The sequence below is a fragment of the Citrobacter europaeus genome, from assembly GCA_020099315.1.
Classification (GTDB): Bacteria; Pseudomonadota; Gammaproteobacteria; order Enterobacterales; family Enterobacteriaceae; genus Citrobacter; species Citrobacter europaeus.
Map to the genome: position 1 here is coordinate 967,149 of CP083650.1, position 26,446 is coordinate 993,594.

22 protein-coding genes are annotated in these 26,446 nt (G+C 52.7%); 11 read left to right on the forward strand and 11 right to left on the reverse strand.

Annotated elements, in window-relative coordinates; genetic code table 11:
• Positions 1 to 196: 196 nt before the first annotated feature.
• Together LA337_04560 and foxA are read left to right on the forward strand one after the other, a co-directional pair.
• Entirely contained in the window at positions 197 to 1,180 is a 984-nt protein-coding gene (locus LA337_04560) for a helix-turn-helix transcriptional regulator (GenBank protein UBI16974.1), read from the forward strand.
• A gap of 121 nt (positions 1,181 to 1,301) precedes the next feature.
• Positions 1,302 to 3,410 (forward strand): ferrioxamine B receptor FoxA, encoded by a 2,109-nt coding sequence (gene foxA / locus LA337_04565; protein UBI16975.1) that lies wholly within the window; start codon positions 1,302 to 1,304, stop codon positions 3,408 to 3,410.
• Positions 3,411 to 3,509: 99 nt separating this feature from the next.
• Here foxA and LA337_04570 read toward each other — a convergent pair whose 3' ends face one another.
• From LA337_04570 to LA337_04585, 4 genes are all read right to left on the reverse strand, one after another.
• A complete protein-coding gene (locus tag LA337_04570) occupies positions 3,510 to 4,019 on the reverse strand; it encodes a hypothetical protein (GenBank protein ID UBI16976.1) in 510 nt (169 codons plus the stop codon).
• Between the two features lie 183 nt (positions 4,020 to 4,202).
• Positions 4,203 to 5,300 (reverse strand): 4Fe-4S binding protein, encoded by a 1,098-nt coding sequence (locus LA337_04575; protein UBI16977.1) that lies wholly within the window; start codon positions 5,298 to 5,300, stop codon positions 4,203 to 4,205.
• 219 nt (positions 5,301 to 5,519) lie between these two features.
• Positions 5,520 to 6,908: a diguanylate cyclase gene (locus LA337_04580; protein ID UBI16978.1), complete on the reverse strand. Its 1,389-nt coding sequence runs from the start codon at positions 6,906 to 6,908 to the stop codon at positions 5,520 to 5,522.
• A gap of 79 nt (positions 6,909 to 6,987) precedes the next feature.
• Positions 6,988 to 7,620 (reverse strand): LysE family transporter, encoded by a 633-nt coding sequence (locus tag LA337_04585; protein ID UBI16979.1) that lies wholly within the window; start codon positions 7,618 to 7,620, stop codon positions 6,988 to 6,990.
• Between the two features lie 247 nt (positions 7,621 to 7,867).
• Here LA337_04585 and yahO point away from each other — a divergent pair, with 247 nt between their 5' ends.
• Positions 7,868 to 8,143 carry a DUF1471 family periplasmic protein YahO gene (yahO, locus tag LA337_04590; protein UBI16980.1) on the forward strand — a complete coding sequence of 92 codons (276 nt, stop codon included), beginning with the start codon at positions 7,868 to 7,870 and terminating at the stop codon, positions 8,141 to 8,143.
• Between the two features lie 32 nt (positions 8,144 to 8,175).
• Here the strand turns inward: yahO and prpR are convergent, their stop codons facing one another.
• Positions 8,176 to 9,786: a propionate catabolism operon regulatory protein PrpR gene (prpR, locus tag LA337_04595; protein UBI16981.1), complete on the reverse strand. Its 1,611-nt coding sequence runs from the start codon at positions 9,784 to 9,786 to the stop codon at positions 8,176 to 8,178.
• A 252-nt stretch (positions 9,787 to 10,038) separates the two neighbouring features.
• Here prpR and prpB point away from each other — a divergent pair, with 252 nt between their 5' ends.
• The 4 genes from prpB to prpE all read left to right on the forward strand — a co-directional run bounded on the left by prpB (position 10,039) and on the right by prpE (position 15,631).
• Positions 10,039 to 10,920 (forward strand): methylisocitrate lyase, encoded by an 882-nt coding sequence (gene prpB / locus LA337_04600; GenBank protein ID UBI16982.1) that lies wholly within the window; start codon positions 10,039 to 10,041, stop codon positions 10,918 to 10,920.
• Positions 10,921 to 11,044: 124 nt separating this feature from the next.
• Entirely contained in the window at positions 11,045 to 12,214 is a 1,170-nt protein-coding gene (prpC, locus tag LA337_04605) for a 2-methylcitrate synthase (GenBank protein UBI16983.1), read from the forward strand.
• A gap of 39 nt (positions 12,215 to 12,253) precedes the next feature.
• Entirely contained in the window at positions 12,254 to 13,705 is a 1,452-nt protein-coding gene (locus LA337_04610) for a bifunctional 2-methylcitrate dehydratase/aconitate hydratase (protein UBI16984.1), read from the forward strand.
• Positions 13,706 to 13,744: 39 nt separating this feature from the next.
• The gene (gene prpE, locus LA337_04615) at positions 13,745 to 15,631 is read left to right on the forward strand and encodes a propionate--CoA ligase (protein ID UBI16985.1); all 1,887 of its coding nucleotides are present in this window, start codon (positions 13,745 to 13,747) and stop codon (positions 15,629 to 15,631) included.
• Between the two features lie 44 nt (positions 15,632 to 15,675).
• On the opposite strand, the gene LA337_04620 is transcribed toward prpE, so the two are convergent.
• Entirely contained in the window at positions 15,676 to 15,948 is a 273-nt protein-coding gene (locus LA337_04620) for a YceK/YidQ family lipoprotein (GenBank protein ID UBI16986.1), read from the reverse strand.
• A 172-nt stretch (positions 15,949 to 16,120) separates the two neighbouring features.
• Between LA337_04620 and LA337_04625 the strand changes: the two genes are divergently transcribed.
• Both LA337_04625 and LA337_04630 read left to right on the forward strand, forming a co-directional pair.
• On the forward strand, positions 16,121 to 16,354 hold the full coding sequence (locus tag LA337_04625) for a type II toxin-antitoxin system Phd/YefM family antitoxin (GenBank protein UBI16987.1): 234 nt from the start codon (positions 16,121 to 16,123) through the stop codon (positions 16,352 to 16,354).
• A gap of 31 nt (positions 16,355 to 16,385) precedes the next feature.
• Positions 16,386 to 16,718, forward strand: a complete 333-nt coding sequence (locus LA337_04630; protein UBI16988.1) for a type II toxin-antitoxin system RelE/ParE family toxin — start codon at positions 16,386 to 16,388, stop codon at positions 16,716 to 16,718.
• 56 nt (positions 16,719 to 16,774) lie between these two features.
• On the opposite strand, the gene lacA is transcribed toward LA337_04630, so the two are convergent.
• The 4 genes from lacA to LA337_04650 all read right to left on the reverse strand — a co-directional run bounded on the left by lacA (position 16,775) and on the right by LA337_04650 (position 23,017).
• Positions 16,775 to 17,386 (reverse strand): galactoside O-acetyltransferase, encoded by a 612-nt coding sequence (gene lacA / locus LA337_04635; GenBank protein ID UBI16989.1) that lies wholly within the window; start codon positions 17,384 to 17,386, stop codon positions 16,775 to 16,777.
• A gap of 29 nt (positions 17,387 to 17,415) precedes the next feature.
• The gene (locus tag LA337_04640; GenBank protein UBI16990.1) at positions 17,416 to 18,669 is read right to left on the reverse strand and encodes an MFS transporter; all 1,254 of its coding nucleotides are present in this window, start codon (positions 18,667 to 18,669) and stop codon (positions 17,416 to 17,418) included.
• 57 nt (positions 18,670 to 18,726) lie between these two features.
• Complete coding sequence (locus LA337_04645) at positions 18,727 to 21,804, reverse strand: beta-galactosidase (GenBank protein ID UBI16991.1); 3,078 nt, start codon at positions 21,802 to 21,804, stop codon at positions 18,727 to 18,729.
• A gap of 121 nt (positions 21,805 to 21,925) precedes the next feature.
• The gene (locus LA337_04650) at positions 21,926 to 23,017 is read right to left on the reverse strand and encodes a LacI family DNA-binding transcriptional regulator (GenBank protein UBI18400.1); all 1,092 of its coding nucleotides are present in this window, start codon (positions 23,015 to 23,017) and stop codon (positions 21,926 to 21,928) included.
• A gap of 155 nt (positions 23,018 to 23,172) precedes the next feature.
• Here LA337_04650 and LA337_04655 point away from each other — a divergent pair, with 155 nt between their 5' ends.
• Positions 23,173 to 23,781, forward strand: coding sequence for a class I SAM-dependent methyltransferase (locus LA337_04655; protein ID UBI16992.1), 609 nt, complete (start codon positions 23,173 to 23,175; stop codon positions 23,779 to 23,781).
• Positions 23,782 to 23,816: 35 nt separating this feature from the next.
• Here the strand turns inward: LA337_04655 and LA337_04660 are convergent, their stop codons facing one another.
• On the reverse strand, positions 23,817 to 24,392 hold the full coding sequence (locus LA337_04660; protein ID UBI16993.1) for a hypothetical protein: 576 nt from the start codon (positions 24,390 to 24,392) through the stop codon (positions 23,817 to 23,819).
• A 414-nt stretch (positions 24,393 to 24,806) separates the two neighbouring features.
• Between LA337_04660 and LA337_04665 the strand changes: the two genes are divergently transcribed.
• Positions 24,807 to 26,444 (forward strand): ShlB/FhaC/HecB family hemolysin secretion/activation protein, encoded by a 1,638-nt coding sequence (locus LA337_04665; GenBank protein ID UBI18401.1) that lies wholly within the window; start codon positions 24,807 to 24,809, stop codon positions 26,442 to 26,444.
• The last annotated feature ends 2 nt before the right edge of the window (positions 26,445 to 26,446 follow it).

The window sequence follows — 26,446 nt, forward strand, 5'->3', positions numbered from 1 at the left end:
ATAGTGTTCAGGGCGTTAACCCGGCGCTGCTCATCTCATCAGTGGGTTATTCCGCCTGATGAGATGGCGGGTTGGCGAGAGACTGCGTTATTATTTAATTGATAATAGTTCTCATTATTATTGTCGTGTTGTTCAGGGAATGGTAATGTTGCTTCAGTGATAAATCGTTAATCCCATTTCCTGTGCAGAAGACAGCATGAAGAACACCACCGCCCTGAATGCCTCCAGACGCGTTGCTCGCACCTTTTCCGTCAGCGAGTTTATGGATTTTGGTGAACGCTACGGGATTGATTACCGTTTTCCCCTGTTGGCGCAAAAGCCGGATTTACCGTCCTGCAGCCCCGTTCTGCAAGGTGAGGTGGAGGAGATGACGCTCCCCTGCGGGATGTGCGTGACGCACTCCGACGTACAGGTATTGCAACCTTACGAAACCACCTCCCGCCACAGCAGCCCTCTCTATATGCTGGTAGTCATGGAAGGTTGCGTGATCCTGACGCTCAACGGGCAGGAGCATATGGTGCGTTCCGGGATGGCGTTTAGCTCACGCCTGAGCGAGCACCAGACGATGCGTGCCCGCCATCATGCCGACTGCAAACTGCGAACCTTATCGCTTGGTCTGTATCCCGACGGCGCGTGGCGCACGGGGTTGCTTGAATCATTGATGCGTGAGTGGGAAAGATGCCAGACACCGACGCTTATATGGCAGGTACCGGGGTTTTTACTCAGCGGACTGCAGTACGCGCAGCAGAGCACGATTAGCCATGTTTCTCGCCAGTTGATGCTGGAAGGGCTGATATTACAACTGTTCGGCCATGGCCTTAGCGTGTGTCAGGTTGAGAGCGGCAAACGCCTTGCGGCCAGCGGTGAGCAACAACGGCTGGAGGTCGTTCGCCGTCTGCTGGAGCAGAGTCCCGAAAATGACTACACCCTTAATGAACTGGCCCAACGCGCGGCGATGAGTCCCAGCAGCCTGCGCAGTAAGTTTCGCGCGGCCTATGGCTGTTCGGTATTCGACTACCTGCGCGATTGCCGTCTGGAACGTGCGCGCGGCTATCTACTGGAAGGATACAGCGTACAACAGGCGGCCTGGATGTCGGGTTATCAGCACGCCACCAACTTTTCTACCGCTTTTCGTCGCCGTTACGGCTTTTCGCCGGGCGATTTGCTCAAACCTTGCTAATCCATATTTGCGTTTTACGCACGTGATTTCCTGACAATTTGGCACTGCGCATAGGCAACCTGGCATCCGGCATAGCTATCTCCGTCAGCAAAAAGGTAATAATTCTCAATTACAATTAGACATGCCTTTGGAGATATTCATGTTCGCGAAGACTCGCTTGGCGCTGCTGGTGGGATGGGTTACCGGCAGCGTGGCTTTTCCTCTGCTGGCGCAGGAAACAACAAAAAACGATACGGTGGTTGTCACCTCACAGATGCAGAGCGGGGCCACGAAGCTTGCCACGCCGGATATTGAAACGCCGCAGTCGGTATCGATCGTTACCCGTGAACAATTTGAAGAGCAGGGCGCAACCAGCGTGCGCCAGGCCGTCAGCTATACGCCGGGGGTGTACAGCAATCAGATTGGCGCTTCCAATCGCTTTGACTACATCGTGTTGCGCGGCTTTTCTGACGGCAGCCTGGACAACGTCTATCTCGATGGTCTGAAGATGATGGGCGACACCAACTCTCACAGCTCGCTGGTGGTCGATCCGTGGTTCCTCGAAGATATCGAAGTGGTGCGCGGCCCGGCTTCCGTACTGTATGGCCGCTCCTCTCCGGGCGGTATTGTGGCGCTGACCTCACGTAAGCCATCGTTTGATGCGGGTGGAGAAGTAAAGCTGTTTGCCGGCAACAATAACCAACGCGGCGCGGCGTTTGACGTCACCGGGGCGCTGGATGATAACGATCGCGTGGCGGCGCGACTGAGCGGAATGACGCGTTACGCGGACTCGCAGTTTGGTCCATTGAAGGAAGAACGTTATGCGCTGATGCCCAGCCTGACCTGGCGCATCACCGACCAGACGCGTTTGGATCTGATGGCCTATCTGCACCGTGACCCGGAAGGCGGTAGCCATTCTGGTCTGCCGTATGACGGCACCGTGGTTCCGCATTACGGACAAAAGATCTCCAACACCTTTTACGAAGGCGAGGATGATTATGATAAATACGATCGCCGTGAAAACATGGTGGGCTACAACATTGAGCACCTGTTTGATAACGGCTGGTCGGTGCGGCAAAAGCTGCGCTACCTGCATACCGACGTGGAGCTGAACCAGGTCTATGCGGCGGGCTGGCTGAATGAAACCGAACTTAATCGCGGCTACTCCGGCTCCGATGAAAAAATGTCGGCGATTACGTTGGATAACCAGCTCGACGGCAGCTTTGATACCTGGCAGGTTAACCACCGTCTGCTGGTGGGGATCGACTATCAGGATCGCAGCAATAATACCACTGGCTACTACGGCGCGTTCCCGCCGATTAATGCCTTTAATCCGGTGTACGGCGCGAAGCCTGATTACATCGACATGTATGCGCGCGAAAAGCACAAGCTGCGTCAGACGGGGTACTATTTACAGGATCAGATGTCATGGGATCGCTGGCGTATTACGCTTGGCGGTCGCTACGATCAGGTCAGCGTCTCTAACATTGATAAGATCAACGATACCCGCAGCGATCTGGATAAAAACAACTTCAGTACCCGCGCCGCGCTGCTCTATTTATTCGATAACGGCTTTGCGCCGTACGTGAGTTATTCCACTGCCTTTACGCCAACCAGCTTTGCCGATGAGAACGGTAATCTGCTGGATCCGATGAAAGGCAAGCAGTGGGAAGCCGGGCTGAAATATGAGCCGGAAGGGCTCAACAGCCAGTTCAGCGCATCGGTATTCCGTATCAATCAGACGAATATCGCCACCAAAGAAGAGCCGACCGATCCGTACCGCTCGATTGGGGAAATTGAATCTGAAGGGGTGGAACTGGAGGCAATTAGCCAACTGACGGATAGCTTCCGTTTGCAGGCGGCGTATACCTATACCGACATTCGCTATAAGAAAAGCAGCCCGGAAGAGCAGGGTAAGCGCGCAGTGTATGCCCCGCGTAACCAGGCCAGTACCTGGCTGAGCTACGAGGTGAAAAGCGGCCCGCTGGACGGCCTGACGTTGGGCTCAGGCGTACGTTATGTGAATGGTATTGCCAGCGATCGCCTGAATACTCACACTCTGCCGTCCTACACGCTGGTGGATATGGCAATTGGCTACGACTTAACGAATATCGGCATTAAAGGATTGAGCGCGCAGTTGAACGTCAACAACCTGACCGACAAGCGCTACGTTGCGGCCTGTAACTCGCTCTCGTACTGCTACTTCGGCGCCGAGCGCAGCATTGTTGGTAGCGTTTCGTGGAAGTTCTGATGCTTTAGCCGGATGCGGCGCTGGCGCCTTATCCGGCCTCCGGCAGTGCGCAAAATGTATGCCTGATAAGCGCAGCGCATCAGGCATAGTGGATTGCGGCTATTTTGTAAAACCGTTTTGCATACAAATTTGCGCGCTGGTTCTCAGCGTAAAGGCGACCTTGTCCGGGTACTGACTGTAGTAGTTATGCTCTTCTTCCAGCCCTTTGGCCTGCGCCAGGCGTACCGTTTCCAGCGAGCAGGTACGGTAGACCAGGTCTTTATTCATATTGGTCTGCTTTTCGCGCTGTTTATCTGCAGACAGCGCCAGCCAGCTTTCGGACAGCGAGTAATCGTAGACCACCCGATTTCCTTTCGCCTGCACGTTCTCAATGGTAATGAATTCGTCGATTTTCAGCCTTGGCTGCCCACGCATTTTTTTCTTGTCTTCTGCGGCGGCGTATTGGGCCAGCGCATTAATATCCATGCTGGCTATTTTCTGCTTATAAATATCGACATAGGCGGCGGGTTGCTGATAATGCTGAGCGTAGGCGTTTCTTAATTCTCCGTCGCTCATCGTACAGCCCGCCAGAAATAAAGGTAATAGCAGTGCCAGTTTTATTTTAGTCATGATGTTATCCCGTTCATTATTGTGGTCCCAGTCGCCCATAACAGAATAGAGAAATGATTACGGGTGATAGTTAAGGTTGTATAAACGAGGACACGATGACACAAGTTCAATAGTCTTAAAATGATGTAACAGGCGGGAAACCCTGCCAGAATTGGCAGGGTTTTTGAACAGACTGATAAAGAATTAATGGCCGATCATGTTTGCTTTCGGGATCAGCTGGAAATACATGTGATCGGGTACCGGTGTATCCCAGACATTGGCATATACAGCGTAACCAATAGTGGCAAACAGAATTCCCAGCACCAGTATTGTCATAGCAACACCCGACAGCGCCGTCTGGCGCCATAATGGTTTACCACCGTTGCCTTGCGCACCTGGCGGTGTCTGCAGGGAAAAGCTCAGCGTTGAGGCTACCGGGCAGGATTCAACGCAGGTCATGCAGCCAGTGCATTCCACGGTTCGCACCTGAATCAGTCTGTCTACCGGGATATTCGACGGGCAGTTTTTCGCGCATTTCCCGCAGTCGATGCAACTGTCGGCATTGCGGCGGATTTTAAACGGTGAGAGCAGCGAGAAAAGCCCAAGCAACGCGCCGTAAGGGCACAGATAACGACACCAGGCGTTGCGAATAAACAGACTCAGAATGCTGATAACCACCACGGAGATAAGCGTGGCGGAGCCAATATGGCGAAAGAAATCCAGCATCTTGACATCGATAATGATGCCATAGGCTGAGGTCAGAAAATATTGGATCCCCTGGGCGGGCATCGACAGGGCGATATACAAGAAGAAGCTCAGCAGCAAATACTTCAGGCTGAGCAGCGGGATATCCAGCCAGCGCGGCAACGTGAAGTTGCGACCGAATAATTTTTTGCCCAAATTGCCGAGCTGTTCGGAAAGCGTGCCCACCGGACATAACCACGAACAGAAGGCTTTTTTTAACAACAGGCTGATCAGGATAAACGCAACTAACAGCAGCATGGAGGCGGCATGGATGGGCGGAAGAAAACCGGTCTCCAGCGTATAGCGGATATTCATTAAGCCCGCTATCGGTAGCCATCCCTCAATACCGCCGGGCCTTGGTACATAGACGCTGGTACCGGCGGTTTCGAAATAGCGGACCCAATACCAGAACGTCACGCCAATATAAATATTGATAGCCAGCAGGAGAAATTGGGTGGCTTTTCGCCAACTGCTGGCATTGCGCCAGTCATTCCAGGGCAGTTTGCCTCCGGTCGTGCCTGGGCGGCGCTGCCAGCGCGTTCTCTTCTTCCCGTTCATGATTTTATACTGTCCCTCATATTTCCCCTTCTGCATTCAGAAGGCGTCATCACCGGGATATGCTAGCGCTATTCAGATTTGGTGTATTTGATTTGCATCTTATTACGCGGCTGTTATTTTTATCATGCGAAAATACCTGAATAATAATAACAGCCTGATATTTATCACAGGTCAGATAAATACCCTGAACGGGGTATTTATTTCTCTGCAGCGCAATGGTTATTCCTGATAAACCTCAACGCGGTCACGACCATTACTTTTTGCCTGATAAAGTGCGCGATCGGCTTTATCAACCAGTTGTTTGTAGTCGGGATGATAGTCATATTCGGCAATACCGATACTGACGGTAATGGAAAACGTTTCTGTCGCAGAGGCGGCCATGCGCATCCCGGCAATTTTCATACGCAGCGTTTCCAGAATAATACTGGCCTGCGATTCATCTGACTCGACGAGCAGAATCATAAATTCTTCACCACCGTAGCGGAACACGTAATCGCTGCTACGGATATGATCATAAATAACCGCCGCGACGCTTTTGAGCGTCAGATCACCGGTATTATGTCCGAAGTTATCGTTAATTTGCTTAAAGTAGTCGATATCCAGCATTGCCAGGCTAAAAGGCTTACGCGCATGTAACGCCAGCGAGATTTCGCGTCGCATGATGGTCGGAATAAAGCGGCGGTTAAGCAACTGGGTCAGCGAATCTTTACCATTTTCCTGCTTAACCAGCGCCTCAAACATTGAGGCGAGCAGGAAATGGATTTTTGCTGAGAGCTGGCGAACATCCTGTAATAAGCTCATCCGTTCGGGCTCTGTCGGTTGATGCTGAGGTGACAGGGTGGTCGTCAGACGAGTGTCGATCTCTGCAATCAGTGATTCCATTTCGTTGAGCAAATTGCTGTTGCCAAGAATATGTTTTCCCTTATGCGAGAACCACATACCAAAATCAGAGTTCGCCAGAAATACCATTTCACCGAAAGGCATTGCGGTGGCAATGTTATAGATAAACTGGTTTTCCCAGTCAGTAAACGAACGGATTTGCCGCTCACGCTCGACGTTAACGTCATCGTAAATAGTCTGCAGACGATACTGCTCCTGAGTATGCAGCGAGTTTTGATGGCTTGGGGAATAGGAGACGGTCATGGCCTCCAGTGCGGTATCCATTGCCAGACTGCTGAAACAGATAGCATCGCTCAGCAGAGAGGACGAATAGTCCGCTTTGGTTTTCAACACCCGATACAGCTCATCTTTGAGCTTACGCGCGCCGCGGTTCACCAGATCGATGGGCAGACCGATGCGGGCATGCACCACGCCAATTTTGCGTTGTTTGGCCAGCAGTTGCGAGAGATCTTCATGCGCGCTGCCAAGGACGCTGCGCAGCCAGTCAAACATGCTGCCGCTGAGGCGGGTACTGACCTGTTCTGTATTGAGGAATAATGCGCTCTGGGCGTGGGAGAGCATATAGTCATAAAAAACGGTCACTAAATGGCGGATCTCTTCATCGCTTAACGATGTCAGGAGCGTGTGAACTTCAGGCGATGTTTGTCGTATCAGCGCCTGCCATTCTGTAAGGAGTAATGTGTCGTTTACCGGTTCAACCTGTTCCATCTCACTGCCACTCAACGTGCGATTAAAAATTCAGGCGGTATTACGGACAATTACCTCACGATGGTCAAGTTAAACTCTCTTATCGATGGCTAATACCTTCATAAATAAGCCTGAGCGCGAAGACACCGATAATGGCGCCAATCACCCGGCTGGCAACCCGCTGGATTCGGCCATAAGCACGGCGCACGGCGGGCAATGAAAACGCCTGACTGAGAAAAATACGCCAGATAACGGAAGACAATATAATGCCTGCCCAGGCCATCAACCTGGCCCACGTTGGCGTGTCAGCGCTTAAGGTGACCGAGAAGATACTAATAAAAAACAGCACGGTTTGCGGATTAGATAAATCCGTTAATAATCCACGGCGGAAAAACACATACCACGGGGCGGAAAGCGGCTGTTGTAACGTTGCCATTTGCGGCGTAGCCTGATGCCGGATGCTGTTCCAGGCGAACCACAGCAGATAGGCGCCGCCGACAATCTTAATCAACGAAAAGATCTCTTCACACTGGGTGATAAGCGTCGCCATACCAAAGAGCCCGAGGCCGGAGTAAAACGCATCGCCTAAGGCCACGCCCAGACCGGTCATGACGCCTGCGCGTCGTCCTGACGCCAGGCTGGTTTGCACCACCACAAACAGATTCGCGCCGGGATTAAAAAAAGTTAAAACAAACAGGCTGACGGTGAGTATGACGGCGTGCAGAGGTTCCATAGACAACGTATCCATTAGTGAGGGCGGAAGCAGGGTCAGCTAACACTATAATTTTAGTATCCACGTCATTCTGCGTATTCACTCACACTGCGCGTTTTGCGTATTTAACGATTAGCAAAATATCTTTATATTTCCGCCTGCTCTGGATCTTTTTATCAGCCTGAACTACTTATTAATCATCCTTGACTCGCGTGTCGAATGTTCAGGGGGCGATGATGGCATATATAACAAAACCTGGAGCTTTTATATGAAAACTGGATATAAAGTACTTATTGGTGCGTTAGCTTTAGTTTTTTCCAACGCCTATGCTGCGGAATTTATGACAAAACTTGAGTTTGAAAAGGTTGAGTCGCAGTACACAAAAATCGGTGATATTTCAACGAGTAATGAAGTTTCTGTTGCAGATGCTAAAGAAGAGCTGCTGAAGAAAGCTGAAGAGAAAGGCGCTGATGTGGTGGTATTAACCTCCGGCCAAACGGATAACAAAATCCATGGCACAGCTAATATTTACAAGAAAAAATAACGTGCTGCTGTGAAAAATACGCCACCCGTCGGTCATTGTACTGGCGGGTTTTCTTTTAATCTGCGCCAGAACGTGGTTCTGCTAATTCCGAGATAGCGTGCAGCCGCGGTTTTATCACCATTGAATTGTGCCAGCACCTGCTGCGGCGTCAACGATGTGGATAGCTGCGGGGAGTCAGCAGCAACGACCAGTTCCGGTAACAACTGCTGCAGGAATTGTACATTCAGCTCAGGCTGCGGCTCGACGCTTAAAAACAGCGCCAGACGCTCCATCATATTACGCAGTTCGCGGATATTTCCCGGCCAGCCATAATTGAGCAACGTCGGTTGACTCAGTCCCAGCCCCTTACGCACGGGTTCAGAAAACGGCACATCCAGCTCCGCCAGCGACTGTTTTAAAAAGCCTTCCGCCAGCGGCAGGATGTCGGGCAACCGCTCGCGTAGCGGCGGCAGCTTAAGGCGTAAAATGCTCAGGCGATAAAACAGATCGGTACGAAACTCTCCCTGCTTCATCTCCTGCTCCAGATTACAGTGAGTGGCGCTAATCACACGTACATCGACCGGAATCGGCTGATGTCCACCGACCCGGGTAACTTCTTTTTCTTCCAGCACGCGCAGTAGTCGGGTTTGTAACGGCAGCGGCATCTCGCCTATTTCATCAAGAAACAGCGTACCGCCGTGGGCGATTTCAAACAGGCCCGCACGTCCTCCCCGACGGGAGCCGGTAAAAGCGCCATCTTCATAGCCAAACAGTTCAGCTTCCAGCAATGATTCAGTGATTGCCCCGCAGTTGACAGCAACAAACGGCGGCGAGGGCTTCCCGCGGCGATTGTCCTGACGGGTGAAAAACTCACGGTGAATGGCCTGCGCCGCCAGCTCTTTGCCCGTGCCGGTTTCGCCCTGAATCAGCACCGGCGCACGCGAACGGGCGTAGAGCATAATGGTGTGCCGCACCTGTTCCATTTGCGCAGATTGACCGCGCATATCCCCCAGCGCATAGCGGGTGCGTAGCGTATCGCCAGAGGCGTACTGACCGTTTCTGCGCAGCGTCAGCCGGGTCATATCCAGCGCATCGACAAAAGCCTGGCGCACGGTAGCTGCTGAATAGATAAAAATACCGGTCATGCCTGCTTCTTCCGCCAGGTCGGTGATCAACCCCGCGCCGACCACTGCCTGCGTGCCGCTGGCCTTCAGCTCGTTGATTTGCCCACGGGCATCTTCTTCGGTGATATAGCTGCGCTGTTCAAGCTGCAAATTGAAGGTCTTTTGAAAGGCGAGAAGCGCAGGGATGGTTTCCTGATAGGTAATGACGCCAATCGACGAGGTGAGCTTTCCCGCTTTTGCCAGCGCCTGTAGTACGTCAAACCCGCTGGGTTTAATCAGGATCACCGGAATCGATAAACGGCTTTTCAGATATGCTCCGTTGGAGCCCGCGGCAATGATGGCATCACAGCGCTCGGTGGCCAACTTCTTGCGGATATACGTCACCGCCTTTTCGAAACCAAGCTGAATAGGGGTGATGGTCGCCAGATGGTCGAACTCGAGGCTGATGTCGCGAAACAGTTCGAACAGACGCGTGACCGAAACCGTCCAGATAACCGGTTTGTCATCGTTCACCCGCGGCGGAAGATGCGTATCAGCCATAACCAACCCAAAAAGTAAGGAACCGAGTATTAGGGTTTAGTTGTGTTTCATAAATGTTGCAATGAAACGTGAAGGAACGTTTCTTGAAACGATAGCTGACACGCTTTTGTGCAACACAGAGACAATGATTGACCTTAACATATTGTTTTTAAATTAAAATTCATAAATTAATTTAAAATTAAGGTCTTTGGCATACCCCTTGCTTTAAGTAAATCAACGAATGCTAACAAGTTGATAACAAGAGGACGAGATATGTCTCTACACTCCCCAGGGCTGGCGTTTCGCGCCGCGCTCAGCAAAGAAAATCCATTACAAATCGTAGGCACCATCAACGCCAATCACGCTCTGCTGGCCCAACGCGCCGGATATCAGGCCATTTACCTCTCTGGCGGCGGCGTCGCGGCGGGCTCTTTGGGTTTGCCGGATCTCGGTATTTCTACCCTTGATGACGTGTTGACCGATATTCGTCGCATTACTGACGTTTGCCCGCTGCCGCTGCTGGTGGATGCAGATATCGGTTTTGGATCGTCAGCGTTCAACGTGGCGCGAACCGTGAAGTCGATTGCCAAAGCCGGTGCCGCCGCGCTGCATATTGAAGATCAGATCGGCGCCAAGCGTTGCGGTCATCGCCCGAACAAAGCGATCGTCTCGAAAGAAGAGATGGTCGACAGGATCCGCGCCGCCGTGGATGCGCGTACCGATCCCAACTTTGTCATCATGGCGCGAACCGATGCGTTGGCGGTGGAAGGGTTAGAGGCGGCTATCGATCGTGCCCAGGCATACGTTGAAGCGGGTGCGGACATGCTGTTCCCGGAAGCCATTACCGAACTTGCGATGTACCGCCAGTTTGCCGATGCGGTACAGGTGCCGATCCTCGCCAATATTACCGAATTTGGCGCTACGCCGCTGTTCACCACCGATGAACTGCGCAGCGCGAACGTCGCGATGGCGCTGTATCCGTTGTCAGCCTTCCGCGCCATGAACCGCGCGGCGGAAAAGGTTTATAACGTGCTGCGCCAGGAAGGAACGCAAAAGAGCGTTATCGACATTATGCAGACGCGCAACGAACTGTACGAAAGCATCAATTACTACCAGTTCGAAGAGAAACTCGACGCGCTGTACACAAAAAAGTAGCCACGTAGGCCTGATAAGGCGAAGCCGCCATCAGGCAATGCCGGATGGCACTGCGTTTATCCGGCCTGCGTAGCTACTCGCACACCCTCAGCACCCTACATATTATAAAAATGACGAGGACAACATGAGCGACACAACGATCCTGCAAAACAGTACCCATGTCATTAAACCTAAAAAATCGGTTGCGCTGTCAGGCGTCACCGCCGGAAATACCGCGCTGTGCACCGTAGGAAAAAGCGGTAACGACCTGCACTATCGCGGCTACGATATTCTCGACCTGGCGCAGCAGTGCGAATTTGAAGAAGTTGCGCACCTGCTGATCCACGGAAAATTGCCTACCCGCGATGAACTCAACGCCTACAAGATTAAATTAAAAGCGCTGCGTGGATTGCCCGCTAACGTGCGTACCGTGCTGGAAGCGCTACCTGCCGCCTCGCATCCGATGGACGTGATGCGCACCGGCGTCTCCGCGCTGGGCTGTACGCTGCCGGAAAAAGAGGGGCATACCGTTTCCGGCGCACGCGATATTGCCGACAAGCTGCTGGCGTCGCTCAGTTCAATCCTTCTGTACTGGTATCACTACAGCCATAACGGCGAGCGCATTCAGCCGGAAACCGACGATGATTCCATCGGCGGCCACTTTCTGCACCTGCTGCATGGCGAAAAGCCGTCGCAAAGTTGGGAAAAGGCGATGCATATTTCGCTGGTGCTGTATGCCGAGCATGAATTTAACGCTTCCACCTTTACCGGTCGCGTGATTGCAGGGACAGGCTCCGATATGTATTCCGCCATTATCGGGGCGATTGGCGCACTGCGCGGGCCGAAACATGGCGGAGCGAATGAAGTGTCGCTGGAGATCCAGCAGCGCTACGAAACGCCGGACGAAGCTGAAGCGGATATCCGTAAACGCGTTGAAAACAAAGAGGTGGTGATTGGCTTTGGCCACCCGGTTTACACCATCGCCGACCCGCGTCATCAGGTGATTAAACGCGTGGCGAAACAGCTTTCACAGGAAGGCGGTTCACTGAAAATGTACAACATCGCCGACCGCCTGGAAGAGGTGATGTGGGAAACGAAAAAGATGTTCCCGAACCTCGACTGGTTCTCGGCGGTTTCCTACAACATGATGGGCGTCCCCACTGAAATGTTCACTCCGCTGTTTGTCATCGCCCGCGTCACTGGCTGGGCGGCGCACATCATCGAACAGCGCCAGGACAACAAAATTATCCGTCCTTCCGCCAACTATACCGGCCCGGAAGATCGCGAATTTGTCGCGATTGAAGAACGTTGCTAATACCAAACCTCGAAAGATAAAAAACAGGAAATGTACCCTATGTCTGCACATATTTCGAACGTCCGCCCGGAATTTGACCGTGAAATCGTTGATATCGTTGATTACGTCATGAACTACGAAATCACCTCGAAGGTGGCGTATGACACCGCGCATTATTGCCTGCTGGATACCTTAGGCTGCGGCCTGGAAGCGCTGGAATATCCGGCCTGTAAAAAACTGCTGGGGCCGGTCGTCCCCGGGACTGTGGTGCCGAACGGCGTGCGCGTTCCGGGCACCCAGTTCCAGCTTGACCCGGTGCAGGCGGCGTTTAATATCGGTGCGATGATCCGTTGGCTGGACTTTAACGACACCTGGCTGGCCGCGGAATGGGGCCATCCTTCCGATAACCTCGGCGGTATTCTGGCTACGGCTGACTGGCTGTCGCGCAATGCGGTGGCGGTGGGGAAAGCGCCGTTAACCATGAAAAAAGTGTTAACCGGAATGATTAAAGCCCATGAAATTCAGGGCTGTATCGCGCTGGAAAACTCTTTTAACCGCGTAGGTCTCGATCACGTCCTGTTGGTCAAAGTGGCCTCGACGGCGGTGGTTGCCGAGATGCTTGGCCTGAGCCGGGATGAAATTCTTAACGCCGTGTCGCTGGCATGGGTCGACGGCCAGGCGCTGCGTACCTATCGTCATGCGCCAAATACCGGCACGCGTAAATCCTGGGCGGCAGGCGATGCCACCTCGCGTGCGGTACGTCTGGCGCTGATGGCGAAAACCGGTGAGATGGGATACCCGTCCGCACTGACGGCGAAAACCTGGGGCTTTTATGACGTCTCTTTTAAAGGTGAGTCGTTCCGCTTCCAGCGCCCGTACGGTTCTTACGTAATGGAAAACGTGCTGTTTAAAATCTCCTTCCCGGCCGAGTTCCACTCGCAGACTGCGGTAGAAGCGGCAATGACGCTGTACGAGCAACTGCAGGCCGCAGGTAAAACGGCGGCGGATATCGAAAAAGTGACCATTCGTACGCACGAAGCCTGTATCCGCATCATCGATAAAAAAGGTCCGCTCAATAACCCCGCAGATCGTGACCATTGTATCCAGTATATGGTTGCCGTTCCGCTGCTGTTCGGACGTTTAACGGCGGCAGATTATGAAGACGGCGTGGCGCAGGACAAACGCATTGATGCCCTGCGCGAGAAGATCACCTGCTTTGAAGATCCAGCCTTCACCGCCGATTACCACGATCCGGAGAAACGCGCCATCGCCAACGCCATCACCCTGGAATTCACCGACGGTTCACGTTTTGAAGAAGTGGTAGTGGAATACCCAATCGGCCACGCGCGTCGCCGTAACGATGGCATGCCGAAGCTGGTCGAGAAGTTCAAAATCAACCTGGCGCGTCAGTTTCCGACCCGTCAGCAGCAGCGCATCCTGGATGTCTCCCTGGACAGAACTCGCCTGGAGCAGATGCCGGTCAATGAATATATGGATTTATTTGTTATCTGAAACCCGACTCATCAGGCGTAAGTTCAACAGGAGAGCATTATGTCTTATAGCGAGTTTTATCAACGTTCGATTACGCAGCCGGAGTCGTTCTGGGCCGAGCAGGCCCAGCGTATTGACTGGCAGCAGCCGTATACGCAGGTACTGGATCACAGCAACCCGCCGTTTGCCCGCTGGTTTTGCGGCGGCACGACCAATCTGTGCCATAACGCCATCGATCGCTGGCTGGACAAACAGCCCGAGGCTCTGGCGCTGATTGCGGTGTCATCAGAAACCGAAGAAGAACGCACGTTTACCTTTCGTCAGCTGTATGACGAAGTAAACGTCGCGGCGGCGATGCTGTTGTCGCTGGGCGTACAGCGCGGCGATCGGGTACTGGTTTATATGCCGATGATCGCCGAGGCGCACATTACGCTGCTGGCCTGCGCGCGCATTGGGGCGATCCATTCGGTGGTGTTCGGTGGTTTCGCCTCGCACAGCGTGGCGGCGCGCATCGACGACGCCCGACCGGTAGTTATTGTTTCGGCGGATGCCGGGGCGCGCGGCGGCAAGATCCTGCCGTATAAAAAGCTGCTCGATGATGCGATCGATCAGGCGCAGCACCAGCCGCGTCATGTGGTATTGGTCGATCGCGGTCTGGCGAAAATGGCGCGGGTCGAGGGGCGTGACCTCGACTTTGCCGCCCTTCGCCAACAGCATCTCGGGGCGCGGGTGCCAGTTGTCTGGCTGGAATCAAACGAAACGTCCTGCATTCTCTACACCTCCGGGACAACCGGCAAACCGAAAGGCGTCCAGCGCGACGTTGGCGGCTATGCAGTCGCACTGGCGACCTCGATGGACACCATTTTCGGCGGTAAAGCAGGCGGCGTGTTCTTCTGCGCGTCGGACATCGGCTGGGTGGTTGGACATTCCTATATCGTGTACGCCCCGCTGTTGGCGGGGATGGCGACGGTGGTTTACGAAGGGCTGCCAACGTATCCGGACTGCGGAGTATGGTGGAAAATTGTTGAGAAGTATCAAGTCAGCCGGATGTTCTCGGCTCCGACCGCTATTCGCGTACTGAAGAAATTCCCGACCGCGCAAATCCGTAATCACGATCTTTCCTCGCTGGAAGTGCTGTATCTGGCGGGTGAGCCGCTGGACGAGCCGACCGCCAGTTGGGTCACGGAAACGCTGGGCGTCCCGGTTATCGACAACTACTGGCAGACCGAATCCGGCTGGCCGATTATGGCGATCGCCCGCGGGCTGGACGACAGACCGTCGCGGTTGGGCAGTCCTGGCGTGCCGATGTATGGCTATAACGTGCAGTTGCTCAATGAGGTGACCGGTGAACCTTGCGCGGCGAACGAGAAGGGGATGCTGGTGATTGAAGGGCCACTGCCGCCGGGCTGTATTCAGACCATCTGGGGGGATGACGCGCGGTTTGTAAATACTTACTGGTCGCTGTTTTCCCGCCAGGTGTACGCCACCTTTGACTGGGGGATTCGTGACGCGGACGGCTATTACTTTATTCTTGGTCGGACAGATGACGTCATCAACGTGGCCGGGCACCGGCTGGGGACGCGCGAGATAGAGGAGAGTATTTCCAGCTATCCAAACGTCGCCGAAGTGGCGGTCGTCGGCGTGAAGGACGCGCTGAAAGGGCAGGTAGCGGTCGCGTTTGTCATTCCGAAACAGAGCGACAGCCTGGAAGACCGCGACATTGCTCATTCGGAAGAGAAGGCGATTATGGCGCTGGTGGACAGTCAGATTGGTAACTTTGGCCGTCCGGCGCACGTCTGGTTTGTATCGCAACTGCCGAAAACACGCTCCGGCAAAATGCTCAGACGAACGATTCAGGCGATCTGCGAAGGCCGCGATCCTGGCGATCTGACGACCATTGACGATCCCTCGTCGTTACAGCAAATCCGTCAGGCGATCGAGGAGTAGCGTCGTGTTATGCCCGGTGGCGCAATGCTTACCGGGCCTGCGTTTTAATCCGCTTTCTTATACGGTCCGTGATAGTAATCAAACGGCGCATACACCGTATCGGCCACGAACGATAACGGCACATCAACAAATAACAGTGCTAAATCGAAATAGTTATAATCGTAAGCGCCCGGGTTTTTTAGTTTATCAATATCATGGTGCATACCCACGTAATACGTATCTGAATCCTCACCTGCCGTGCGTGCATCAATGCTGCCGCATCCTGAAAGTAATACGCTGATAAAGAGCGCCATTACCGCAACCGTCTTTTTGCTCATGCTATGACCTGGCTTCTCGCCCCGTTTTATCATAACGGTAAAAAAGCGGCTGGTTGTCTTAGGAACTTAAGCCCAATGATGGGGGCAAGTAGGCTGCGGCGAATGCTGTTCTTGTTGGTGGTCTGAATATGGTCTATATTTAAACCGAGATATGTCCAACGACGGCCAGACAATGAAAGTAGAAACTATCAGCTTCATTAAAAAAAATGCGGCGACGCTCGAACTCTCGGAACCTATCCTGGTGACACAGAATGGCGTACCGGCATATGTTATTGAGTCTTATGAACAACAGCAGGAGCGGGAGAATGCGATCGCACTGCTGAAATTGCTTACCCTGTCGGAAAAAGACAAAGCTGAGGGACGTGTATTCACCAAAGATCAACTGCTGGATGGCATTACTGATTGAGGGGGAAACTCTTCATTGAAAAGGGTCTTAAATGGAACACAAGATTACTTTTGAGTACACACTGACGGTAAAGCTCTGCATTGACGATATTGTGATTCATCTTCGTCGGGCGCAGGTCGATCCGCGCCCGGTTGTCGCAGATATCCTGACACATTTTGAGCGTACAGTCGGGCAGTTTCCGCTTGGATGTCAGATTTGCCCGGAATTGCTCAAGATAGGATGCGCAAAATATCGCGAGTTTAATCATGCCGGAGGCTATCGGGTGCTCTATACCTTTGAGGGCGCGGTAGCGACGGCTCATGCAATTCTGGCCTATCGACAAGACATCCAACAGTTGTTGTTCAAACGGCTGATTATGGTGTGAGGATTGCACATCGTAGGCCGGATAAACCACGTGAGTGGTGCATCCGGCATGACGGTTTAAATTGACGGATCCACTTTATAATTTTGGTAATAGTACTCTCTATCTCGTTCGTTAATGTTTCTTATTACCCTGCAAGGAACCCCCACGGCTACGACATCTGGCGGAATGTTTTTTGTGACCACGCTCCCCGCGCCAATAACGGAATTATCGCCAATCGTTATGCCCGGGTTGATGACTACGTTACTGCCAATCCATACGTTATTGCCGAGGATGACCGGAAAGGAAAACATCTCTCCGGATTTCCTTAATTCGTGGTGAACAGGGTGACCCGTTACCGTGATCGTGACGTTTGGCGCAATTAAAACGTTATCGCCAATGGTGACCGTGTAATCATCCACAATGGTAAAGTTAAAATTGGCATAGAAATTTTTGCCAATGTGAATATTGCTGCCGTAGGAGAAATAAATGGGGGGCTCGATCCACGCATTCTCTCCCACGGTGGCAAACATTTCACGAATCAGTCTTTCCCTCTTTTCAACCTCCGATGGACGCGTATGGTTAAATTCATACATTAACTCTTTTCCGCGCAGTCTCTCCTGCGGCAGTCCCTCGCCCATATCGGTAAACAGCTTGCCTGCTTTTATTCGGTCTCTTATCGACATGCTCATCGAAGATATTCCCTCTGTGTCATTGGTCTTCAGGCTTGTTTACTTGCTGGAGTGAAAACGCGGGAAAACGGTCCCGGCCCGCTAAGGGTGAATACGGAAATTAGCGTGAAGCTCAGCGCAATGATCCCCAGCACCAGATACGCCCCCTGGAAACCAATGCTTTCATACATTTTTCCGGCCAGAACTGACATGAAAATCATGGCTAACTGTTTGAAGAAGCAGAAACACACCAGGTAAATCGTGGCCGAGAAACGCACTTCAAACTGACTGGTGATGTATTTGAAGCAACCGACAATCAGGAACGGTATCTCGAACATATGCAGCGTTTTGAGGATCACGACCTCCAGCGCAGTGGTGGCAAATGATGAACCAATGATCCGCACCGACATGATCGTACCGGCCAGCAGCAGGGCGTTCTTTCCGCCGATGCGGTTCACAATCAGCGGCGCAAAGAACATGATCGAGGCGTTGAGCAATTCCCCCATCGTCGTGACGTAGCCAAACACGCGGGTACCCTGTTCGCCGGTGGCAAAGAATGAGGTAAAGAAGTTGGCGAACTGCTGGTCAAATACGTCATAAGTGCAGGAAACGCCGACCACGTACAGGGAGAGGAACCAGAGTTTCGGTTGTTTGAATAATTCCAGCGCCAGCTTAAGGCTGAATGCCGAGTTGTTGGCGCCTACCGCATCCGCGACTTTTGCTGAAGAGGGGGCATCTGTTTTTGAAAAGAGCAGCAGCAATGCCAGAATGACCGCACAGCCAGAACCTAACCAGAAGACAAACTGGTTATTGATGGTGAACATAATTCCGGCAATTGAGGCGCACAGCGCCCAGCCCACGCAGCCAAACATGCGCGCGCGACCAAATTCAAAGTTGCTTCGGCGGCTGGCCTTTTCAATATAGGCTTCAATCGCCGGAGCGCCGGCATTGTAAATAAAGCCAAGATAAATCCCGCCGACAATCGAACCCAGTAAAATATTAACCTGTAATAACGGGCCAAAAACGTAAATAAAGAACGGGGCAAACATTACCAGCATTCCGGTAATGACCCACAGCAGGTGTTTACGCAGGCCAAGCTTATCGGAAAGCAGTCCGAAAATTGGCTGGAATAATAACGAAAACAGTGAAATACAGGCGAAGATTATCCCGGTGTCACCTTTACTGATCTGATTTACATCGTGTAACCAGATAGGGAAGAAGGGGAAATAGGCACCCATAATGAAAAAGTAAAAGAAGAAGAAAAAGCCGAACATCCAAAAGTTAGTGTTTTTTAAATAATACATAACAGACTTCCTCAGGAAAAATAAGGGCAGGTCATAACCTGCCCATTATTATTATGTTTAACCCCAGATAACCCGGTAGTGATAACGCCCGGCGCTCAGCTGAAATTCCGGTGACACGGAAGGACTCCACGAATCATCGCCGCCGACGCCCATATGGAAGCCATCAATATTGAGCCAGGTGCCCGCCTCAGGTTGCAGCAGATGGCGGTGGCTGGTTTCCATCAGTTGCTGCTGGCTAAAGCGGCTGATGTTGAACAGGAAGTCTCCGCGCCATTGGTGCGCGCCGTAGTGCAGTTCACGCGTGCCGCAGCGCAAACCGTTTTCGCCCGGGAAAACATACGGGGTGTACATCTCATCTAGCGACAGATCCCAGCGATCGAAACAGGCGGCACTCAGGCGATCCGGGTAGTTCTCATGCGGACCGAGACCTAACCAGTTCACTCGCTCTGCGACCTGCGACAGTTGGCAGCTCAGGCCGATACGGGCCGGATGCGGCGTACCGCTGGCAACGTCGACATCCACCGTTATTTGCATTTCACCCTTGCCGTCGATGCGGTAGCTTTTTCGGCTGACGAACAGCGTTTCACCCTGATACTGCCACGCATGTTCGGTGGCGATCAGTACCGCATTGCTCAGCGTGTCGGCAGCACAGTGCAGTAACGTTGCTTCGACCTGATAATGACCGGCAGCCTTCCAGCGTTCAATCCAGGCATTAGGGTCGATGCGGGTTGATTCGCTCACGCCGATATCGTTATCCAGCGGCGCGCGGGTGAACTGGTCGGTCAGTGGGGTTAACAGTTGGGCTTTATCGCCAATCCAGTACTGTGTCAGCAGGCCAGACTGACGGTCGAATTGCCAGCGCTTGTTATCGTTCTCAACGGTAAAGATGTTTTCGCTAACGTTAAGCTGTGGCGCGAAACAGTGAGTTGGCAGCCGTGCCAGGCTGAGTTTTTCTTCCAGCTTCCACTGCTGCCAGGCGCTGATATGCCCGGCGTCTGACCACGCGGTTGCCTGAGGTTGTTCTACGCGCACCGTCAACCACAGCTGGCCAGCGGTTTCCGGCATCGGGACATCAGGCAGGGTAATCACCTGGCGGCCCTGTGGGGCGATATCCAGAACGATTTCTCCGGCGGCCAGCGGATTGCCGTCCTGAGCTATCGACCAGTGCAGAACTTCGTTATCGCTGCGGCGGAACAGGTATTCGCTGGTCACTTCAATCTGGCGTTCAGCGCCCGGCAGTAACGTGAACTGGAAGAACTGCTGTTCATGTTTGGCCTCGTATAACGCCGGATGCGGAGTGCGATCGGCGAATACCAGTCCGTTCATGCAAAACTGACGATCGTTAGGTGTGTCGCCAAAGTCGCCACCGTAGGCTGACCATGCCTTGCCGTTATCATCATATTTAATCAACGACTGATCCACCCAGTCCCAGACAAACCCGCCCTGCAGGCGCGGATACTGACGGAACGCTTGCCAGTATTTGGCGAAGCCGCCAAAACTGTTGCCCATGGCGTGGGCGTATTCGCAGAGGATCAGCGGACGCTGCTCGCCGGGCATCGACAGCCATTTTTTAATCGACCATTTGGGGACAGCGGGGAAGGGCTGATCCTGATCTACGCGGGCGTACATCGGGCAAATAATGTCGGTCGCCGCGGTATTTGCGCCGCCGCCTTCATATTGTACCGGGCGTGACGGGTCTGCTGATTTTATCCAGCGGTAGAGTGCGTCGTGATTGACGCCATGGCCGGATTCATTGCCCAGTGACCAGATGATAATGCTCGGATGGTTGCGATCGCGTTGTACCATGCGCGTGACGCGCTGGCTCATGGCAGGCAGCCAGGCGGGATCGTCGGTGAGGCGGTTCATCGGCACCATGCCATGGGTTTCAATGTTGGCTTCGTCGACGACATACAGACCGTAGCGATCGCACAGGGTGTACCACAACGGATGGTTCGGGTAATGGGAGCAGCGCACGGCGTTAAAGTTATTCTGCTTCATCAGCAGAATATCCTGCACCATCGTCGCCTCGTCCATCACCTGGCCGTTGACCGGATGGTGCTCATGACGGTTGGTGCCGCGAATCAACAGCGGCTTACCGTTAAGTAACAGCAGGCCGTTTTCAATACCAACCTGACGAAAGCCTACGTCACAGGCTTCCGCTTCAATCAGCACTCCGTCCGCGGTGCATAACTGCACAACGCCACGGTACAGATTGGGCGTTTCGGCACTCCACAGCGCCGGCTTTTCGACGTTCAGACGCAGGGTAACCCGGTCATGATAAGCGCCGCGTTCATCAATAATCTCGCTGCCGAGTGGGGAGGTCGTTTCGTGAGTGAGCGTTTCACCTTCCCACAATTGCAGGGTGACGCGTAACTCTTCGCTCGCGTTGCCCGCCACTCTGACTTCCGCCTCCAGCACGGCGCGGCTGAAGTCGTCGTTAAAATGGGTGTTAATACGCAGGTCGCAGATTTGCACAGTGGGCTTATGCAGCAAAGATACGTCGCGAAAGATCCCGCTCATGCGCCACATGTCCTGGTCTTCCAGATAACTGCCGTCGCTCCAGCGCAGCACCATCACGGCCAGACGATTTTCGCCGCGTAACAGATAATCGCTAAGATCGAACTCCGATGGCAGGCGGCTATCCTGACCGTAGCCGACCCAGCGGCCGTTGCACCACAGATGAAACGCGGAATTGACGCCGTCAAAAATAATGCGTGTCTGACCTTCATCTAACCACGCGTCTTCAATATTGAATGTGAGCGAGTAACATCCTGTCGGGTTCTGTGCCGGAACGTACGGAGGATTAACCGGGATTGGGTAGGTGACGTTGGTATAAATTGGCGCATCGTAACCGTCCATCTGCCAGTTAGAGGGAACGTTGATAGTGTCAGCCTGTGGCAGATCGCTTGTCAGCCAGCTTTCCGGCACTGCTTCCGGCGCGGGAAACCAGGCGAATTGCCACTGGCCATTCAGCGAACGTAACTGAGTCGAGCGCTGATTAGTACGCGCATCATCCGCTGAGCGCCAGCAACAGAACGGCGGGTGCGCCTCCAGACGGTTGAGCTGCGAGACGCCGGGATTTTCCCAGTCGCGACGTTTCAGAACAGCGGAGAGTGAATCAGTGTTCAGGTTCATAACGGTATCCTGTTTGAATTTGTTATTCGCTCACAATTTCAATCAAAATACGAATAAGCGATCCCAACTGTAAAGGATAGGGCGTTCAATGAGTGAACTGACTCACACAATTGTTATGCGTTCACAATTTTGGTGTGAGCTGAGAAACTTGCCGTGCCAGCTGGATCAGTGAATCTGCCAGCGCCTGGGGAGAGGTGGTTTGGGTATCGGGTGGCAGAACCGTTTTGCGCTTAACCAGGGTTACGGGCAGCAGTTGGTTGCCCACGGTCGATTCGCCACGGGGAAGTTGCAGAAGCCTGTCGACGCTGGTTTCACCCAATAACGGAAAATCTTGCCTGATGGTGGTCAGCGGTGGAATGTAGCAGGCGCTGTCCTCAGTGTCATCGTAGCCGATCACTGAGATATCCACCGCCACCCGCAGACCAAACTCGCTGATTGCCCGCATCGCGCCCAGCGCCATCTGATCGTTCGCGACCAGCATGGCAGTGGGGAGGTTACCGTCATTAAGCATATGCAGCGTTTGCTGAAAACCAGACATCGCGCTCCAGTCGCCTTCCAGCTCCGCGGTGGGTTGCAGCTGGTAGTGCGCCAGATATTTGTGCCACCCCGCATGCCGAAGCCTTGCCGAAACCGAAGTGTGTGGCCCGCTCAGCAGGGCGATCCGTTGATGTCCGTGCTGCACCAGATGCTCAACACCGAGGCGCGCGCCGTCGTCATGGGAGAAAATCACGCTGTTAATTGGCGTCTGGTCAGAGACATCAAGAAACAGCACCGGCACCGTACCGCAGGCGGCAGCCACGGCAATGGCGTCTTCTTCATCCAGTGGATAGTTGATGATAAGCCCGGTTACGCGTTGAGAAAGCAGGTTATGAACCGCGGCTTTGCATGCCTCAACGCCGCTGCGCTCGACCATGGCGATCACCACGCTGGCACCCGACTGGTCGGCGCGGGATTTTATGGCGGCAACGATTTGCGACGGGGCATGCAGGGCAAGGTTCGCCGTCACGACGCCAATCAGCGGCGTCTGTTTTCCCGCCAACTGTTGTGCGACGCGGTTAGGGATGTAATTGAGCTCCGCCATCGCGGCCTCAACTTTCTGTCGGGTTTTTGCGGAAACGTGGCTGGCCTGATTCACGACGCGCGAGACGGTCTGGTAAGAGACTCCTGCATGGTCTGCCACATCGTATAGCGTTACCGGTTTCACGTTTATCACCCCTTTCATGACGTTATCTGCGCGCTATGATGCCACAGCGGGACGGTTTTGGGGGATTTGCGCATGGGTTCTGCGAGGCGCATTCCAGGGTTGCGCCTCGTGTGCTGGAGGATTTATCGTCGTTGTGCTTAACAGAATAAAAAAGTGAGGACATTGTGAGCGATTCTGCGGCAAATAATATTCTGTCCATCTACCGACGCCATGCGGATGCCTTTGCCAGTCAGCGCTCACGCGCCCTGTTCGAGAAAAGCTGGCTGGATAAGTTCATCACCGTGATGGGCGGGCAGGGCAGCATTGTGGATATTGGCTGCGGCAACGGTCAGCCGATTGCCGGTTATTTTATCCAGCAAGGCTTTCAGCTTACGGGCATTGATGGTTCTCAGGCGATGCTGGCCCGCGCCCGGCACTCATTTCCCGCACAGCGCTGGCTGGAGCAAGATATGCGCGAGCTGGTGCTTAACGAGACGTTCGACGGCCTGATCGCCTGGGACAGCTTTTTCCATCTAACCCAGCAGGACCAGCAAAAGATGTTCCCGATCTTTGACCGCCTCAGCCATCCCGGTAGCGCGCTGATGTTTACCAGCGGTACGGACAACGGCATTGCCATGGGGCAATTTGAGGGCGAGCCGCTGTTTCACGCCAGCCTCGCGCCGGACGAATACCGCGCATTGCTGTCAGCGTATGGCTTTGCGGTGGTCGAGATGATGATGGAAGATCCGCATTGCGCCGGACATACCATCTGGCTGGCGCAAAAAACAGGCTAAATCTCAAAGTATTATTCTGAAGTGTTTTTTTAAATCTACCGGAACTTGAGGGCTAGTAGGTTGTTTATTGTTTTATCCAGCGCTGATCCTTTTATTGGAGGGCATATTTCAGCATACTCTTTTACGTATTTCTGGCATGTGTTGACGACTTCTGGCTGGGGGAAAAAATATGCGGCGACTGAGAAATGGGAAAAAATTATTGAATAGAAAATAATGCCAAGCCCCTGCGTCAAATATTCAACATCTTTGATACGCTCTGTTCCACAAACTGAGGGGATTTTTTTTATAACAGTGTCGTATCTGTCACGAAATTGTTCGTTAATAGTAGGGCAGGTTTCAGGGGAGGAACTGTTAAATGCCGCTATATCTATTTGCGCTGAGTAATCTTTCCCTTCTATTTTGGTTAGGACCATTAAAACAAAAGGTATGATTGTTAGAATAATTGAGGTGGTTGCTAAAAAAAGTTGGTATTGACTGTATTCATCGGAACGAAATTTATTGATGGTATAAATAGACAAGAAAAAACTCAGGGTTGCAATAAAACCATTGAACATGGCCAGAGTAAGGAAGAAAAGAACGATCGCGGAAGGCTTAATTATACTGATATTCATTTTTAATTATTCCATGTCTTTCAATACTATTACTTTACGACAATTAAGTTAAGCGATAATAGTACAATTTCCAGGTATTGCGTATTCCTCTTATTTAGTTTCAGGGGAGGGGGGACTTTTGGCACGATGCGTGTGGTGTCATCCTGGAGCGTTGTCCAGAAGATGAATGTGGGCAATTGGGCGACTAGCGATGGGATTGGGCCAACAGAATAAGAATAATTTAATTTAAAGTTATAAAAAATCCTAAAATGCAATAGGAATGAAGTGAAACAGCACTTAATGTCTTTACTTTTGTTTACATTTTGTGCTTTTTTAAAACAGTCGACTGTGCTTTGCAGTCAAGTTCGCTTTCGTACTTTTTGGGGGGGTGGGGTGAAGTTCAGGGATGAAAGAAAGTTGGCATTACTGATTGGGATGTTAATTTTGCCGTTCACAACTGTTTCTGCCGCACCACTCTCTCCTGCGGATCGTAATACCATTCAGCAGCAACAGCAGCAGCTACTTAATGAAAACCAGCGTCAGCGTGAAGAGCTGGAGCGTAGCGTTACGTTGCCTGAAACCGTAACGCCGAAAACACCAGCCCGGGCTGAAGGGCCGTGTTTTATGATTTCGCGCATTGATATTGACGGCGCAACGAAGTTGTCCGCCGCTGCCTCGGCAAAGCTTATCGCGCCGTGGGTGAATCAATGCCTGGATATTCCCCGGCTGACGGAACTGACAAATGCAATTTCCGACTGGTATATCAGTCGAGGCTATATCACCAGTCGTGCCTTTTTAACCGAACAGGATCTCTCATCCGGGGTGCTGCATATCGCGGTGCTTGAGGGGAAATTGCAGCAAATACGTCTGGAAGGCGTCCCATCGCGCACTCTGCTGATGACTTTTCCCGGAATGGAAGGAAAAATTCTCAATCTGCGTGACATTGAACAGGGGATGGAGCAGTTGAACCGCGTTCGCCAGACTCCGGTGGAAATTGAAATTTTGCCGGGCAGTCAGCAAGGGTTCTCAATAGTTAACCTCACCGCCACGCCAGAATTTCCACTCAATGGTTCAGTAAGTTTTGATAACAGCGGGCAAAAGAGCACCGGAACCGGGCAACTCAGTGGTGCATTATTTTTCAATAATATGCTCGGCCTGGCAGATAAATGGTTTATCAGCGGCGGACGCAGCAGCGATTTTTCCAGTAGCAAAGATGCGCAGAACTTTGCAGCCGGTGTGAGTATTCCTTATGGCTACGGACTGCTTGATTACAGCTACAGCTGGAGTAACTACCTCAGCACTATTGATAACAATGGTTATGCCTGGCGTTCCACTGGTGATAGCGAAACCCATCGGTTGAACGGATCCTGGGTTTTGTTTCGCAATGGTGATGTCAAGACCGCTGCATCGCTGGGTCTCACGCATCGAATTAACCGTAACAGATTGAATGATGTCCTGCTGGAAACCAGTAGCCGCAAGCTTTCCAGCGTTTCGCTGGGCATCAACCATACGCAAAAAATTGCTTCTGGCGTTGCGACGTTTAACCCTTCATTCACCCAGGGCGTGCCGTGGTTTGGCGCAGAGGATGACAACGATAAACAGGGGGATGTGCCAAGGGCGGAATTTCGCAAATGGAGCGTCAATGGCAGTTTTCAGCGCCCGTTGGCAGAAAGACTGTGGTGGCTTAGCAGCGTCTATTTTCAATGGTCTGTGGACCGACTCTACGGCAGTGAACGCCTGACGCTGGGCGGAGAAACCTCCGTTCGCGGTTTTAAAGAACAATACATTTCTGGAGATAACGGCGGCTACTGGCGCAACGAAGTGAATTATTCGCTGTTTACGCTGCCGGTATTCGGACAGATTGGCGCGATGGCGGCATTCGACGGCGGCTGGCTGAAACAGGATAGCGTTGACAGGTATGCCTCCGGCACGTTGTGGGGGGCTGCGCTGGGATTAACCAGTTCAGGTCGCTGGTTTTCCACTCAGTTTACCGTAGGAACGCCAGTTAACTATCCGGACTGGCTGGCCCCGGATCATCTCAATGTGTATTACCGCGTTGCGGTGGCATTTTAAGG

Coding starts and splice junctions, on each gene's coding strand:
- LA337_04560 (UBI16974.1), top strand. CDS start 197: ATGAAGAACACCACCGCCCTGAATGCCTCCAGACGCGTTGCTCGCACC.
- foxA (UBI16975.1), top strand. CDS start 1,302: ATGCCTTTGGAGATATTCATGTTCGCGAAGACTCGCTTGGCGCTGCTG.
- LA337_04570 (UBI16976.1), bottom strand. CDS start 4,019: ATGACTAAAATAAAACTGGCACTGCTATTACCTTTATTTCTGGCGGGC.
- LA337_04575 (UBI16977.1), bottom strand. CDS start 5,300: ATGAACGGGAAGAAGAGAACGCGCTGGCAGCGCCGCCCAGGCACGACC.
- LA337_04580 (UBI16978.1), bottom strand. CDS start 6,908: ATGGAACAGGTTGAACCGGTAAACGACACATTACTCCTTACAGAATGG.
- LA337_04585 (UBI16979.1), bottom strand. CDS start 7,620: ATGGAACCTCTGCACGCCGTCATACTCACCGTCAGCCTGTTTGTTTTA.
- yahO (UBI16980.1), top strand. CDS start 7,868: ATGAAAACTGGATATAAAGTACTTATTGGTGCGTTAGCTTTAGTTTTT.
- prpR (UBI16981.1), bottom strand. CDS start 9,786: ATGGCTGATACGCATCTTCCGCCGCGGGTGAACGATGACAAACCGGTT.
- prpB (UBI16982.1), top strand. CDS start 10,039: ATGTCTCTACACTCCCCAGGGCTGGCGTTTCGCGCCGCGCTCAGCAAA.
- prpC (UBI16983.1), top strand. CDS start 11,045: ATGAGCGACACAACGATCCTGCAAAACAGTACCCATGTCATTAAACCT.
- LA337_04610 (UBI16984.1), top strand. CDS start 12,254: ATGTCTGCACATATTTCGAACGTCCGCCCGGAATTTGACCGTGAAATC.
- prpE (UBI16985.1), top strand. CDS start 13,745: ATGTCTTATAGCGAGTTTTATCAACGTTCGATTACGCAGCCGGAGTCG.
- LA337_04620 (UBI16986.1), bottom strand. CDS start 15,948: ATGAGCAAAAAGACGGTTGCGGTAATGGCGCTCTTTATCAGCGTATTA.
- LA337_04625 (UBI16987.1), top strand. CDS start 16,121: ATGAAAGTAGAAACTATCAGCTTCATTAAAAAAAATGCGGCGACGCTC.
- LA337_04630 (UBI16988.1), top strand. CDS start 16,386: ATGGAACACAAGATTACTTTTGAGTACACACTGACGGTAAAGCTCTGC.
- lacA (UBI16989.1), bottom strand. CDS start 17,386: ATGAGCATGTCGATAAGAGACCGAATAAAAGCAGGCAAGCTGTTTACC.
- LA337_04640 (UBI16990.1), bottom strand. CDS start 18,669: ATGTATTATTTAAAAAACACTAACTTTTGGATGTTCGGCTTTTTCTTC.
- LA337_04645 (UBI16991.1), bottom strand. CDS start 21,804: ATGAACCTGAACACTGATTCACTCTCCGCTGTTCTGAAACGTCGCGAC.
- LA337_04660 (UBI16993.1), bottom strand. CDS start 24,392: ATGAATATCAGTATAATTAAGCCTTCCGCGATCGTTCTTTTCTTCCTT.
- LA337_04665 (UBI18401.1), top strand. CDS start 24,807: ATGTTAATTTTGCCGTTCACAACTGTTTCTGCCGCACCACTCTCTCCT.